Annotated in this window: 13 protein-coding genes; 12 read left to right on the forward strand and 1 reads right to left on the reverse strand. The window is 72.9% G+C overall.

All coding sequences use genetic code 11. The features are described from left to right. The first annotated feature begins 180 nt into the window (after window positions 1-180). Window positions 181-1,764 (forward strand): DAK2 domain-containing protein, encoded by a 1,584-nt coding sequence (locus tag ABD327_RS14130; RefSeq protein ID WP_344450805.1) that lies wholly within the window; start codon window positions 181-183, stop codon window positions 1,762-1,764. A gap of 96 nt (window positions 1,765-1,860) precedes the next feature. On the opposite strand, the gene ABD327_RS14135 is transcribed toward ABD327_RS14130, so the two are convergent. Further along, window positions 1,861-2,133 carry a hypothetical protein gene (locus ABD327_RS14135; protein ID WP_344450806.1) on the reverse strand — a complete coding sequence of 91 codons (273 nt, stop codon included), beginning with the start codon at window positions 2,131-2,133 and terminating at the stop codon, window positions 1,861-1,863. Window positions 2,134-2,345: 212 nt separating this feature from the next. Between ABD327_RS14135 and recG the strand changes: the two genes are divergently transcribed. The 11 genes from recG to smc all read left to right on the forward strand — a co-directional run bounded on the left by recG (window position 2,346) and on the right by smc (window position 14,190). Next, entirely contained in the window at window positions 2,346-4,574 is a 2,229-nt protein-coding gene (recG, locus tag ABD327_RS14140) for an ATP-dependent DNA helicase RecG (protein ID WP_344450807.1), read from the forward strand. Window positions 4,575-4,769: 195 nt separating this feature from the next. Next, on the forward strand, window positions 4,770-5,669 hold the full coding sequence (locus ABD327_RS14145) for a HEAT repeat domain-containing protein (protein ID WP_344450808.1): 900 nt from the start codon (window positions 4,770-4,772) through the stop codon (window positions 5,667-5,669). 84 nt (window positions 5,670-5,753) lie between these two features. Beyond that, a complete protein-coding gene (gene rsmD, locus ABD327_RS14150) occupies window positions 5,754-6,314 on the forward strand; it encodes a 16S rRNA (guanine(966)-N(2))-methyltransferase RsmD (protein WP_344450809.1) in 561 nt (186 codons plus the stop codon). A 75-nt stretch (window positions 6,315-6,389) separates the two neighbouring features. Then, complete coding sequence (gene coaD / locus ABD327_RS14155; RefSeq protein WP_344450978.1) at window positions 6,390-6,869, forward strand: pantetheine-phosphate adenylyltransferase; 480 nt, start codon at window positions 6,390-6,392, stop codon at window positions 6,867-6,869. Between the two features lie 213 nt (window positions 6,870-7,082). Continuing rightward, window positions 7,083-7,604: a YceD family protein gene (locus ABD327_RS14160; protein WP_344450810.1), complete on the forward strand. Its 522-nt coding sequence runs from the start codon at window positions 7,083-7,085 to the stop codon at window positions 7,602-7,604. 3 nt (window positions 7,605-7,607) lie between these two features. After that, on the forward strand, window positions 7,608-7,784 hold the full coding sequence (rpmF, locus tag ABD327_RS14165) for a 50S ribosomal protein L32 (RefSeq protein ID WP_344450811.1): 177 nt from the start codon (window positions 7,608-7,610) through the stop codon (window positions 7,782-7,784). 239 nt (window positions 7,785-8,023) lie between these two features. Beyond that, entirely contained in the window at window positions 8,024-8,758 is a 735-nt protein-coding gene (gene rnc / locus ABD327_RS14170) for a ribonuclease III (RefSeq protein WP_344450812.1), read from the forward strand. Then, window positions 8,751-9,620, forward strand: a complete 870-nt coding sequence (gene mutM, locus ABD327_RS14175; RefSeq protein WP_344450813.1) for a bifunctional DNA-formamidopyrimidine glycosylase/DNA-(apurinic or apyrimidinic site) lyase — start codon at window positions 8,751-8,753, stop codon at window positions 9,618-9,620. The genes rnc and mutM overlap by 8 nt, the downstream gene beginning before the upstream one ends. Then, window positions 9,610-9,897 (forward strand): acylphosphatase, encoded by a 288-nt coding sequence (locus ABD327_RS14180; RefSeq protein ID WP_344450814.1) that lies wholly within the window; start codon window positions 9,610-9,612, stop codon window positions 9,895-9,897. Before mutM ends, ABD327_RS14180 begins: the two co-directional genes overlap by 11 nt. Window positions 9,898-10,079: 182 nt before the next feature. Next, window positions 10,080-10,265 carry a hypothetical protein gene (locus ABD327_RS14185; RefSeq protein ID WP_106398019.1) on the forward strand — a complete coding sequence of 62 codons (186 nt, stop codon included), beginning with the start codon at window positions 10,080-10,082 and terminating at the stop codon, window positions 10,263-10,265. A gap of 286 nt (window positions 10,266-10,551) precedes the next feature. Beyond that, window positions 10,552-14,190: a chromosome segregation protein SMC gene (gene smc / locus ABD327_RS14190; RefSeq protein WP_344450815.1), complete on the forward strand. Its 3,639-nt coding sequence runs from the start codon at window positions 10,552-10,554 to the stop codon at window positions 14,188-14,190. The last annotated feature ends 25 nt before the right edge of the window (window positions 14,191-14,215 follow it).

A 14,215-nucleotide genomic window follows, 5' to 3' on the forward strand; every position in this document is an offset into this window, starting at 1 on the left:
AAGGTCCCCACGCAGGGGACGCCCCAACAGGTTAACCGACCGAGCCCGCTGAGGCGAATCGGGACGGCGGACCGCGGGGGACTCGCGCGCCGGGAGCGGAAGACCGGCCGGAACTCGTGCGTCTCGTGACGAACGAGACGCCCATGGTCGGAATACGCTCTGAAGCGGTAGGGAGGTGCGGTGCTCGACATTCTGGACGCGCCGGCGGTACGGCGGTGGGCGCTGCTGGCCGCGGAGGCGCTGGGGCGGACCCGGCGGGAGATCGACACGCTGAACGTCTTCCCCGTGCCCGACGGAGACACCGGCACCAACCTGCACCTGACCCTCCTGGCGGCGGCCGAGAGCGTGGCGGGGCTGCCGGAGGAGGCGCCGCTGGCCGAGGTGTGGCTGGCGCTGAGCCGGGGCGCGCTGATGGGCGCGCGCGGCAACTCGGGAGTGATCGTCAGCCAGATCCTGCGCAGCCTCGCGGAGATCCTGGGTTCCGGGGGCAGGCCGGACGGCCCCCTGCTGGAGGAGGCGCTGGCGTACGCGACGGAGCTGGCCAGGGCGGCGGTGGCGCACCCGGTGGAGGGCACCATCCTCACCGTCCTGCGGGCCGCCTCGGAGGCGGCGGGCGGCACGAGCGCGGCCGAGGTCGCCAGGTCGGCGGCGCGCGGGGCGCGCCGGGCGTTGCGGGAGACGACGGGCCAGCTGGACGTGCTGGCCGAGCGCGGCGTGGTGGACGCGGGCGCGGCCGGGTTGTGCGTGCTGCTGGACGCGCTCGCCGCGGTGGTGACGGAGGAGTATCCCGAGCGCTATGAGATCCCTGCACGGGACGAGACCAAGTACCCGAAGAACGCCGTCATCGCGTACCCGCAGGAGAAGGACTTCGGGTACGAGGTCATCTACCTGCTGGAGACCGAGGACGAGCGCATCCCCGAGCTGCGCGCGGCCCTGGACGTCCTCGGGGACTCGCTGGTCGTGGTCGGCGGCGACGGGCTGTGGAACGTCCACGTCCACGTGGACGACGCGGGCGCCGCGATCGAGGCGGGCCTGGAGGCGGGCCGCGCCTACCGCATCCGGGTGACCCACCTGGGCACCGCTCCGGCGCCGCGGGCCCCGCACACCGGCAGGGGGGTGGTGGCCGTGACCGCGGCGGACGGGCTGGCCGCCCTGTTCGAGGAGGCCGGCGCGGCGGTGGTGCGGCGCCCGTCGGGGGGCATGCCGCAGCTGGCCGTGCTGGTGGAGGCGATCCTGCTGGCGGGCGACGAGGTGGCGGTGCTGCCGAACGAGCCGGAGGTGCTGGCGCTGGCGGAGGCGGCGGCGGCCCGGGCCCGCGACAGCGGCGTCAAGATCGCGGTGATCCCCACGGAGGCGTCGGTGCAGGGGCTGGCCGCGCTGGCCGTGCACGATCCGCTGCGCCACTTCGACGAGGACGTGATCGAGATGGCCGGAACCGCCCGCGCCACCCGGTTCGGCAGCCTCCAGGTGGCCGCGGAGGAGGCGATGACCAGCGCCGGCATCTGCCAGCCCGGCGACGTGCTGGGACTGCTGGAGGGCGACGTGGTGGTGATCGGCTCCGCCCCCGGCGGGGTCACCCGGGACCTGCTGCACCGCATGCTCTCGGGCGGCGGGGAGCTGGTGACGATGATCACCGGGGTGGACGTGCCGCCCGGCCTCGTCGCCGAGGTGGAGGAGGAGCTGCACGCCCGGCGGCCCGACGTGGAGCTGACCGTCTACGACGGCGGCCAGGTCCTTTACCCGGTCCTGCTCGGGGTGGAGTGATCCGGGCGCGGACATGAGAGGACCCCGGCGGGGTGAGCCTCAGGGGGATGAGACAGGTTCACCGTTCCGGGGTCCGGGTCCAGCGGGGGCGCGGGGTCAGTTCACGACCGCGGTGCGCGCTCCCAGCATGCGGCAGATGCCCGCGACGGCGGCGTCGACGTTGCTCGCGGCCGCCAGCAGGTCGCCCCAGGACCACCAGAGGGCCTGGTCCTCGAGGAACACGTGCTCGGCGGAGCCGGGGACGCCGGGGTTGCTGACGTGGAGCGCGGGCGGACGGCCGATGGGCTGGTCCAGCCGGGCGCGCAGTCCGTGTGCGGTCAGCCGGTCGGCGAGGTCCCGCAGGCAGTCGGTGTAGGTCAGGGTGACCATGAACGATCTCCACTTCATTGTGGGGGGTTTCTTGTCACTTACTTAAGGATTGCCCGGTTTTACCGAAATAAGCAAGTGGGATCAGTGATCTTTACCATTGTGCCCGGTTGCGTGAGGGTCTGATGGGGTTATCCCCAGGGGGTCCCGGGCCTCGGCCGTGAGCCTCCTCACGGCCGAGGCCCGGGACGCGGATGTCGGCGGCATCGGCTGTAATGGGGCTCGTGGTGAATCTCAGCGGAGACCTGCGAAGCGCGATCGGGGACAAGACCGCCAAGATCCTCACGGCCAAGTGGGAGATGCGCACCGTGGGGGACCTGCTGCGGCATTACCCCCGCCGGTACGTCAGGCACGGCGAGCTGACCGACCTCGCCTCGCTCGCCGAGGGCGAGGACGTGACGATCGTCGGCAGGGTGGTGCGGCGCGAGCTGCGCAAGCTCCAGCGCAAGCCGTACCAGGTGTTCGAGGTCACGGTGCAGGACGGCGCCGGCGACACGCTCAAGCTGAGCTTCTTCGGCACCGGCGTCTACCGCGCGGACAAGGAGCTCCAGCAGGGCATCCTGGCGATGATCGCGGGGAAGGTCGGGTACTTCCGGGGCAGGATCCAGCTCAACCACCCCGACTTCGAGGTGATCCCCGGGCTCGCCTCCACCGAGACGGTCGAGGAGTACGCCACCAAGCCGATCCCGCTGTACCCGGCGACCAAGGAGCTCGCCTCCTGGAAGATCAAGAGCGCGGTCGACCTCGTCCTCGGCCCCGGCCTCGAGGTTCCGGACCCGATGCCGCCCGAACTGCTGGCCCGGCACCGGCTGATCTCGCTGACCGACGCGCTGGAGCGCATCCACCGGCCCAAGGACGACGACGAGCTGAACGCGGCGCGGCGCCGCCTGAAGTGGGACGAGGCCTTCTACGTCCAGCTCGCGCTGGCCCAGCGCAGGCACGCGGCCGCCGCGCTGCCCGCCGCGCCCCGACCGGCCCGTCCGGGCGGGCTGCTGGAGGCGTTCGACGCGTCCCTGCCCTTCACCCTCACCGAGGGCCAGCTCGCCGTGGGCGAGGAGATCTCCGCCGACCTCGCCGGCTCCCACCCCATGCACCGGCTGCTGCAGGGCGACGTGGGCGCGGGAAAGACGATCGTGGCGCTGCGGGCGATGCTGCAGGTCGTCGACGGCGGCGGCCAGGCGGCGCTGCTCGCCCCCACCGAGGTGCTGGCCCAGCAGCACCACCGCTCGATCACCGCTCTGCTGGGGCCGCTGGCCGAGGCCGGGCGGCTGGGCGGCGCGGAGCACGCCACCCGGGTGGCGCTGCTCACCGGCTCCCAGGGGGCCAAGGTCAAGCGGGCCGCGCTGCTGGAGGCCGCCTCCGGCGAGGCCGGCATCGTGGTGGGCACGCACGCGCTGATCCAGGAGCACGTGCAGTTCGCCGACCTCGGCCTCATCGTGGTGGACGAGCAGCACCGCTTCGGCGTCGAGCAGCGCGACGCGCTGCGCGAGAAGGTCGCCGGGGGGCGTCCGCACGTGCTCGTCATGACCGCCACGCCCATCCCGCGCACGGTCGCCATGACGGTGTTCGGCGACCTGGACACCTCGGTGCTGCGCCAGCTGCCCGCCGGACGGGCCCCGATCGCCACCCACGTCGTCCCGGCGGAGCGGCCCGCCTACCTGAAGCGGGCCTGGGAGCGCATCCGCGAGGAGGCCGCGAAGGGGCGGCAGGCCTACATCGTGTGCCCCCGCATCGGCGAGGGCGACACGGGGGAGGCCGTCTCCTCGGCCGCTCCAGCCGCTCCGGCGGACCCGGCGGACTCCGGGGAGCCGGCGGGGCAGGAGGGCGCGCGGCCGCCGCTGGCCGTCCTGGACCTCCTGCCGATGCTGGAGGGTGAGCTGCTGGCGGGCCTGCGCGTCGGCGTCCTGCACGGGCGGCTGCACCCCGACGAGAAGGACGCGGTGATGCGCCGGTTCGCCGCGGGGGAGCTGGACGTCCTGCTGGCCACCACGGTGATCGAGGTGGGCGTGGACGTGCCGAACGCCACCGTGATGATGATCATGGACGCGGACAGGTTCGGCGTCTCCCAGCTGCACCAGCTGCGCGGCCGGGTCGGCCGGGGGAGCCTGCCGGGACTGTGCCTGCTGGTCACCGACACCCCGCCCGACAGCGGGTCCAGGGAGCGGCTCGACGCGGTGGCCGCCACCACCGACGGCTTCGAGCTCTCCCGCCTGGACCTGGAGCAGCGCCGCGAGGGCGACATCCTGGGCGCCGCGCAGTCGGGCCGCCGCTCCTCCCTGCGCCTGCTCACCCTGCTGCGCGACGAACGCCTCATCGCCCGCGCCCGCGAGGAGGCCGCCGCCCTGGTCGCCGCGGACCCCGACCTGTCCGGCCACGCCTCCCTGGCCGCGGGGCTGGCCGAGCTCCTCGACGAGGACCGCGTGGAGTACCTGGAGAAGGCCTGAGATTCCCTACTAACCCTATTGACTTTGTAGGTAAACAGGGCGAGCATCGTCCCCATGTCCGGTCTCCTGACCCGAAGCCTGCACGTCGACCTGCGCCGCCAGGCCAGCGCCCTGTGTCGCCGCGCCTGAGCCCCCCGGCCCGCGCCGGAGAGGGCACACGGCCCCGGTGACCCCAGGACTACGGGAGAAGAACCCATGACCGCTCGGATCGAGACCGGCTCCACCGAACCGGCACAGACCGAACCGACCCTGATCGACGACTACCTCCGGGACCCCGACCCCCGCATCCGCCGGGCGGCGGTCGAACTGGTCGGCCAGACCCTCCCGCCCGGCGCGGGCGACGCCCTGGCCTGGGCGCTGGCCGACGAGGACGCCGAGGTCCGCGCCACCGCCGCGGAACTGCTCTCCCTCACCCGCCCCCGCGTCGGCGAGGACGGGCTCGACGCCCTCCGCCTGGCCGCCGCCGGAGGCCGCGACGCGCTGGTCCGCCGGGCCGCCGCCGACCAGCTGGACTCCCTGGCGGAGGCCGCGCGCACGCTCTACGCCCAGGGCCTGGCCGACGGCGAGCCGCAGGTCAGGGCCCAGGCCGTCCTGTCCCTGATCGTGCTGCGCTCCGCCGACGGAGTCCGGGACGCGGCCGACGACCCCGCGCGCGAGGTGCGCGTGGCCGTCGCCGAAGGGCTGGCCCGGCTGGGCTCCGCCGACGGGCTGGAGCACCTGCTGGCCGACCACGACCCGGTGGTCCGGCTGGCCGCCCTGGACGCCGCGGCCTCCCTGGGCCTGCCCGCCGTCCTGGTGCCGCGGGCGGCCCTGTCCCTGACCCACGCCGGCTGGCAGGTGCGCGAACGCGCCGTGCGGACCCTGGCCGCCTCCTCCGCCGAACAGGCGGTCGGCCACCTGGCCAGGGCGCTGCGCGACCCCGTCGTCGACGTGCGCCGTTCCGCCGTCCGGGCGCTGGAGCACTGGGCGGACCGCCACCCCCGGGCCCTGGCGGCCCTGACCGAGGCCCTCTCCGACTCCGACCCGGGCGTCCGCACCCAGGCCCGCTGGAGCCTCTCCCGCACCCGGGGCGAGACCCGGCTGAGAACCGCCTGACCGCTCCCCCCGATCCCGGCACGGCCCCGCCCCTCCTCCGCGGCGCGGGACCGTGCCGAACCCGTGCCGGGGGAGAATGAGGGCATGACACGGGTGATCGCCGGGGTGGCGCGGGGCAGAAGGCTGGCGGTGCTGGAGGGGCGGGACACCCGGCCCACCGCGGACCGGGCGAGGGAGGGGCTCTTCTCGACCGTGGGGGCGCTCCTGGGCTCCCTGGAGGGGATCCGGGCGGTCGACCTCTTCGCCGGATCAGGGGCCGTGGGCCTGGAGTCCCTCTCGCGGGGCGCGGCGCACGCGCTGATGGTGGAGGCGAACCCCAAGGCGGGCCGGGTGATCCGGGAGAACATCCGGACGCTGGGGCTGCCGGGGGCGGAACTCGTCGTCGACAGGGTCGAACGGGTCCTGGCCCGGCGGCCGGAGGAGCCCTACGACTTCGTGTTCGCCGACCCGCCCTACGCGGTGGCGGACGAGGACGTCGTCGCGCTCCTGGAGGCGCTCAGGGACAACGGGTGGCTGGCGCCGGACGCGCTGATCGCGGTGGAGAGGGCGAGTCGCGGAAGGGCTCTGGAGTGGCCCGAGGGGTATGAGGCGGAGAAGGACCGCAGGTACGGGGAGGCGACCTTCTACTACGGGTCACACGTGTGATGACCAGGGCGCTGCGAGGGGGAGTGAACACGATTTGGTACGGTCTCGCCGTTCAAGCCGAAGGGAATGATCGTAGTGCGCCGTGTCGTCTGCCCGGGCTCCTTCGACCCGGTGACCAATGGCCATCTCGACATCATCAGCAGGGCCTCCCGCCTCTATGACGAGGTGGTGGTGATGGTGTCCATCAACCTGGCCAAGAAGAGCCTGTTCACGGTGGAGGAGCGGCTCGACCTGATCCGCGAGGTCACCAGGGACTACGGCAACGTGAAGGTCGACGCCTTCCGCGGGCTCACCGTCGACTACTGCAAGCAGCACGACATCCCCGTGATCGTGCGGGGGCTGCGGGCGGTCACCGACTACGACTACGAGCTGCAGATCGCGCAGATGAACCACCGCATGTCGGGGGTGGAGACCCTCTTCATGGCGACCAACCCGCTGTACGCCTTCCTCTCGTCGAGCCTGATGAAGGAGGTCGTCCAGTGGGGCGGAGACGTGACCGGCCTGGTCCCCGAGCTGGTGCACGACCGGCTGATCGAGAGACTCAAGGACGCCTGAGCGGGCCCGCGCCCGCCGGACCCGCCTCGAATCACGGCGTGCAGGTTGGGGTAGCCTCCAGGCTTCGGTATCCTTGGTGGTCGGCCATGCCTGACGTGGCGATCCAACCGTGCACGATGCTCACCCGACGGTCCGTCCTCCGGTCGGCCGGAAGGTGGGACCGAAGGGGGAACCCTGTCCAGTCTTGATCCCAAGGCCCCGCTCGTCCTCGACATGAGAACGCTGGGCCGCCGTCCGGGATCGATGAAGGAACAGCGGCTCACCGCTCCGGCACCAGAGGGTCTAGGCGTCGAGATGGTCGGCGTTCCCAAGGACGCCGAACTCGAGCTGGACCTGCGGTTCGAATCGGTGATGGAGGGCGTGCTCGTCTCGGGCACGGCGCTCTTGCCCATCGAGGGGGAGTGCGCACGCTGCCTGGACGAGATCTCCTTCACCATGGAGGTCGAGTTCCAGGAACTCTTCGTCTACGACGACACCCGCTCCGCGGCGGGTGCCGACGAAGACGAACGCCGTCTGGAGGGAGATCTCCTCGATCTCGAGCCGGTGCTCAGGGACGCGGTGGTGCTCGCACTGCCGTTGTCCCCCCTGTGCCAGGACGATTGTCCCGGCCTCTGCGCGGAGTGCGGTGAACGGCTGGCCGATGTCGGTCCCGATCATTCACACGACGTCGCCGACCCCCGGTGGGCGGCACTGCAGGGCCTTGTCGAAACACGAGAAGAAAGCCAGGAGGGCTGACAAGTGGCCGTCCCGAAGCGGAAGAAATCCCGCAGCAACACCCGGCACCGCCGGTCGCAGTGGAAGGCGCCGCGCATTGCTCTGGTGGAGTGCCCGCAGTGCCGCGACCAGAAGCTGCCCCACATCGCGTGCGGCACCTGCGGTACCTACAACAAGCGCCAGGTCGTCGAGACGGCCTGAACCGCCTGAGAAGAGTGACCCGGGGGTCGGTTCCGTGCGCCGCACGGTCCGCCCCCCGGTTTCTTGGAGGGCGGACCAGGAGAACCCGAGGCCGTGGTGCACGCCGGATCCCGTGGAGATCACCGCGGGTTCCGCCCGGCGCGCACCTCGTCTTCTGGGATCCGGGCAACCGGCGCCGCGGACGTCCGTCCGCGAGGTCGGCGCCCTCCTTCGTGAGCCCGTCACGCGAGGAGTGAGACATGACCGTCCCGACTTCCGAACTCGAGGCCAGGATCGGCCTCAGGCTCGACCCCGACATGCTGGAGCGGGCGCTCACCCACCGCTCCTACGCCTATGAGAACGGCGGGCTGCCCACCAACGAGCGCCTGGAGTTCCTCGGCGACTCGGTGCTCGGCCTGGTCGTCACCGACACCCTGTACCGCAACCACCCGGACCTGCCCGAGGGCCAGCTGGCCAAGCTGCGGGCCGCCGTGGTCAACATGAAGGCGCTGGCCGGCGTCGCCCGCTCGCTGCTGGACCTGGGAGCCCACATCCGCCTCGGCCGGGGCGAGGAGGGCACCGGGGGCCGGGAGAAGGCCTCCATCCTGGCCGACACCCTGGAGGCCGTGATCGGCGCGGTGTACCTGGACCAGGGGCTGGAGGAGGCCTCGGCGCTGGTGCACCGGCTCTTCGACGACCTGATCGAGCACTCCTCGAACCTGGGCGCGGGCCTGGACTGGAAGACCTCCCTCCAGGAGCTCACCGCCGACGAGGGCCTGGGTGTGCCCGAGTACCTGGTGACCGAGAGCGGCCCCGACCACCAGAAGAGCTTCCGCGCCTGCGTGCGGGTCGGCGGCCGCACCTACGGCGAGGGCAGGGGCCGCAGCAAGAAGGAGGCCGAGCAGAAGGCCGCCGAGGCCGCCTGGACGGAGATCCGCGCCGGCGTCGGGGACGGGGGGCCCGGCGAACGGGCCGGCAAGACCGCCGATGCCTGAGCTTCCCGAGGTCGAGGTCGTCCGGCGGGGGCTGGCGCGCTGGGCCTCGGGCCGCACGGTCGCCTCCGTGGAGGTCCTGCACCCCCGCGCGGTGCGCCGCCACCTGCCCGGGGCGGCGGACTTCGCCGCCCGGATCGCCGGGAGCACCCTGGACGAGCCCCGGCGGCGCGGCAAGTACCTGTGGCTGCCCTTCGGGGACGCCGCGGTCCTGGCCCATCTGGGCATGAGCGGCCAGCTGCTGGTGGGGGAGGCGGACGCCCCGCCGCAGCGCCATCTGCGGGTGCGGCTCGCCTTCGCCGACGACGGGCTGGACCTGCGGTTCGTCGACCAGCGCACGTTCGGCCACCTGATGGTCTGCCCCCTGGTGCCCGATCCGCGGGGCGGCGAGGGCGGCGTGCCCGACGTGATCGCCCACATCGCGGCGGACCCGTTCGAGCCGGTGTTCGACGACGAGGCGTTCTTCAAAGCCCTCAAGCGCAAGCAGACCGGGGTCAAGCGGGCGCTGCTCGACCAGTCGCTGATCAGCGGGGTGGGCAACATCTACGCCGACGAGGCGCTGTGGCGGGCCGGGCTGCACGGGGAGCGGCCCACCGCGAGGCTGACCGGGGCGCAGTCCGCGCTCCTGCTGCGGTCGGTGCGGGAGGTCATGGACGAGGCGCTGCGGGCCGGCGGCACGTCCTTCGACAGCCTGTACGTGAACGTGAACGGCGAAAGCGGATATTTCGAACGTTCCCTGAACGCCTACGGCCGCCGTGACGAGCCCTGCGCGAGGTGCGGAACGGCGATTCTGAGAGAGGTCTTCATGAATCGCTCCTCCTACAGTTGCCCGCGCTGCCAGCCGAGGCCGCGACTTGTCCGGTGATACGGGTCACGTCCGGCTGACCGCCTGGGTGCGGGGGGAGGTCCAGGGCGTCGGTTTCCGCTGGTGGACCAGGGCGCGGGCGCTGGAACTGGGCCTGGTGGGCTCGGCTTCGAACCTGAGGGGCGGCAGGGTGGAGGTCGTCGCCGAGGGAGACCCCGTGGCCTGCGGAAAGCTGCTCGAACTGCTGAGTTCGGAGAGGGCCCCCGGCCGTGTGACGGGTGTGACGGAACAGTGGGGTGTGGCGCGTGGGAACAATGTCGGTTTCGTTGAGAGATGACCGGGTGGGTATTCCGTCCGCGACCTGCTAAACTCTGTAGAACAAGGTTGTTACTGGTCTGTGATGTCCAGCTTGACCGGCATGCGGGCCGGAACACCCAATGTGAATTGATTCTGCACCGCCCTCAATCAGGGGGCGCAGTGTGATCTCTGCTGGTTACTCAGCGTGGAGGACCCTCAATTATGGCGAAGGCTCTACTAGGCCACGTCGGCGGTCCCGACCCCCGGATGGTCGCGGAGATGCGACGTCTCCAGCGGCGTGTCAGGGATCTGGAAGCCGAGCTTGTCAGGCTCCAGGAAGAGAACGAAGCGCTCTCCTCGTCCGAGGTGGTGCACTCCGTGAAGGACCGTGAACCCGCCCTCACCTGAGGCGCCGGTTCGCACCCGCGTCGAGCGGTTGCCGACAGCACAGGGACGTCGACCACGGCGTCCCTTTTGTCATTCACCCTTGTCATTCACCGGCGGGGCCCGGGTCCGGGAAAACCCGGCGGAGCCCCCCTGGTGGTGGCACGATGATGCACACGCGTGAAGCCGCTCACCGGCACTAAGCTGCTTTTTCGCGCCGAAGACCGCGCCGAAGCACAGGACCGCGCCCGAGCCGAGGCCACGCCGAAGCCGTCGCCGGTACCGGACACCGTGAGGGGGACCGCCGCGCGTGTATCTCAAAAGTCTCACCCTGCGCGGGTTCAAGTCCTTCGCCTCCTCGACGACGCTGCGCTTCGAGCCGGGGATCACCTGCGTGGTCGGCCCCAACGGCTCGGGCAAGTCCAACGTCGTCGACGCCCTCGCCTGGGTCATGGGCGAGCAGGGCGCCAAGTCGCTGCGCGGCGGCAAGATGGAGGACGTCATCTTCGCCGGCACCGCCAACCGGGCCCCGCTCGGCCGGGCCGAGGTGGTCCTGACCATCGACAACTCCGACGGCGCCCTGCCGATCGACTACTCCGAGGTGACGATCAGCCGGCTGATGTTCCGGTCCGGCTCCAGCGAGTACTCGATCAACGGCGACGCCTGCCGGCTCCTGGACGTCCAGGAACTGCTGTCGGACTCCGGCATCGGCCGCGAGATGCACGTGATCATCGGCCAGGGCCAGCTCGACCAGGTGCTGAACGCCGGCCCCGAGGGCCGCCGCGCCATCGTCGAGGAGGCCGCGGGCGTCCTCAAGCACCGCAAGCGCAAGGAGAAGGCGCTGCGCAAGCTCAGCGCCATGGAGGCCAACCTCGCCCGCGTCTCCGACCTCACCGCCGAGCTGCGCCGCCAGCTCAAGCCCCTGGGCAAGCAGGCCGAGATCGCCCGCAGGGCCGCGGTGATCCAGGCCGAACTGCGCGACTCCAGGCTGCGGCTGCTCGCCGACGACCTGGTCGCCCTGCGCGCGAGGCTGGAGCGGGAGGCCGCCGACGAGGACTCCGTCCGGCGCCGCCGCGCCGAGGTGGAAGGGGCGCTGGCCACCGCGCAGGCGCGCGAGGAGGAACTGGAGGCCGAGGCCGCTGCGGCCTCGCCGGTCCTGGCCGCCGCCCAGGAGACGTGGTTCCGCCTGTCGTCCCTGAAGGAGCGGCTGCGCGGCGTCGCCGACCTGGCCGCCGAACGGCACCGCAACGCCGCGGACTCCGGGCAGGACGAGCGGTTCGGCCGCGATCCCGAGGAGCTGGAGCGCGAGGCCGAGGAGGTCCGCGCCCAGGAGGAGGTCCTGGAGGAGCGCCTGGAGGAGGCGCGCGAACGCCTGGAGGAGGCGGTCGGCGAGCGGGCCGGGGCGGAGTCGGCGCTGGCCGCCGAGGACCGCAGGCTCCAGGCGCTGGCCAAGGCCGCCGCCGAGCGGAGGGACGCGCTGGTCGCCAAGCGGGGCCGGCTGGAGTCGCTGCGCAGCCGCCTGCAGGCCGCGGAGGCCGAGATCGGCCGGCTCGCCGAGGCCCGGCTGTCCGCCGAGGAGCGGGCCGCCGCCGCGCTGGCCGAGGCCGAGGCCTTCCAGGCGGGGGCCGCGGTGGACCCGGCGCTGGCCGAGGAGCTGGAGCTGGCCGAGGAGAGGCTGGAGACGGCCAAGGAGAGCGCGTCCGAGGCCCGCGCCGCGGTCGAGGAGCCGCAGCGCGCCCTCAAGGCCGCCCGCGACCAGGTGGCGTCCGCCCGCGCCGCCGACCAGCGCGCCCAGAAGGAGCTCACCGCGCTGCAGGCCAGGATCGAGGCGCTGGAGCTCAGCCTCGGCTCGGCCGCCGACGGCGGAGAGGTGCTGCTGGACTCCGGCCTGGACGGGGTGCTCGGCACCCTGGCCGCCGAACTCTCGGTCAGGCCGGGCGCCGAGACGGCGATCGCCGCCGTCCTCGGCCCGCTCACCGAGGCGGTCTCGGTCGCCTCGCTGGAGGCCGCCGCCCGGGCACTGGCCCTGCTGGCCGAGCGCGACGCCGCGGCCGGGCTGGTCATCGGCTCCGCCCCCGCGCCGCAGGAGCGGCCCGCCCGCACGGACGGGAGCGTCTGGGCCACGGAGCTGGTCACGGTCCCCGCACCCCTGGAGCCCGCGGTCAGGGCCCTGCTCGACGGCGTCGTCGTGGTGGACGACCTCGACCGGGCGGCCGAGCTCGTCCGGTCCGAGCCCGGACTGCGCGCGGTCACCCGGACGGGAGAGCTGCTGGGGGCGCACTGGGCGCGCGGCGGGAGCGCCGCAGGCCAGGGGCTGCTGCAGATGCGCGCCACGCTGGACGCGGCGCGCGCGTCGCTGGAGGCCGCCGGAGAGGCCGCCGAGCTGACCGAGGCCTGTTTGGAGGAGGCCGCCGAGGCAGAAAGCCGGACGCAGAGCCTGGTGGAGGCCGCGCAGGCGCGCGCCGACCAGGCACAGTCCGGAGTGGGCCGCGCGCAGACCGAGCTGGACGCCCTCAGGGCGCGGCTGCGCCAGGCCGACGCGGCGGCGGCGCAGGAGGCCAAGCAGGAGGCACGCCTGCAGGCCGCCGCGCAGGCGGCCCGCCAGGAGGCCGAACGGCTCGCCCTGAACGTCGCGAACGCCGAGGAGAACCGGGACCGGGACGCCGAGGCCCTCGCCGCGCTGGAGGAGGACTTCGAGGCCGAGGCGGCGAACGAGCCCGAGGACGAGCCGGACACCGAGATCCGCGACGAGCTGGCCGACCGGGTCCAGGAGCTGCGCGGCGCCGAGATGGAGGCGCGGCTGGCGGTGCGCACCGCCGAGGAACGGGCCGGCGCGCTCGCGGGCCGGGCCGACGCGCTGGAGCGGCAGGCCGCCGACGAGCGCAGGGAGCGCGCCCAGGCGGTGGAGCGGCGGCGCAGGCGGGAGCGTCAGGCCCGGGTGGCGCAGGCCGTCCGCCAGGGGGCGGCGTTCGCGCTGGAGCGGATCGAGCGCTCGCTGGCCGTCGCGGTCGCCGAACGCGAGGAGGCCGAGCGGCGGCGGGCCGACCGCGAGGAGGAGCTGAAGGTCGTCCGCGGGCAGGTCCGCGAGTACGGCACCCAGCTGGAGCGGCTGGTCAACGTGGTGCACGGCAGCGAGGTCGCCCGCGCCGAGCAGCGCCTGCGGCTGGAGCAGCTGGAGACCAGGGCGCTGGAGGAGTACGGCATGGAGGTGGAGGGGCTGGTCGCCGAGTACGGCCCCGACCAGCCCGTGCCCCCGCAGGACCCGGAGGGCTCGCCCGAGCCCTTCGACCGCGCCGTCCAGGAGAAGCGGGCCAGGGCCGCCGAACGCCAGATGACGCAGCTGGGCAAGGTCAACCCGCTGGCGCTGGAGGAGTTCGCGGCGCTGGAGGAGCGCCACGCCTTCCTCACCGCGCAGCTCGAGGACCTGAAGAAGACCCGCAAGGACCTCTTCGACATCGTCAAGGACGTCGACCGGCGGGTGCAGGAGGTCTTCGCCGCCGCCTACGCCGACACCGCCGAGCACTTCTCGGGGATCTTCGGCCGGCTGTTCCCCGGCGGCGAGGGCTCGCTGTCCCTCACCGAGCCCGAGGACATGCTGGCCACCGGCATCGAGGTCTCCGCGCGCCCGCCCGGCAAGAAGGTCAAGCGGTTGTCGCTGCTGTCGGGCGGCGAGCGCTCCCTGGTGGCGGTCGCCTTCCTGGTCGCGGTGTTCAAGGCCAGGCCCAGCCCGTTCTACGTGCTGGACGAGGTCGAGGCGGCGCTGGACGACACCAACACCCAGCGGCTGATCAAGGTGTTCGAGGAGCTCAGGGAGTCCTCGCAGCTGATCATCATCACCCACCAGAAGCGCACCATGGAGGGCGCCGACGCGCTGTACGGGGTGAGCATGCGCGGCGACGGCGTGAGCCAGGTGATCAGCCAGCGGCTGCGGGACGCCGAATCCGCCTGACTTTTCCGTCCCGGGGAGGTGAAGC

The sequence above is a fragment of the Actinocorallia aurantiaca genome (assembly GCF_039533685.1).
Lineage (GTDB): Bacteria > Actinomycetota > Actinomycetes > Streptosporangiales > Streptosporangiaceae > Actinocorallia > Actinocorallia aurantiaca.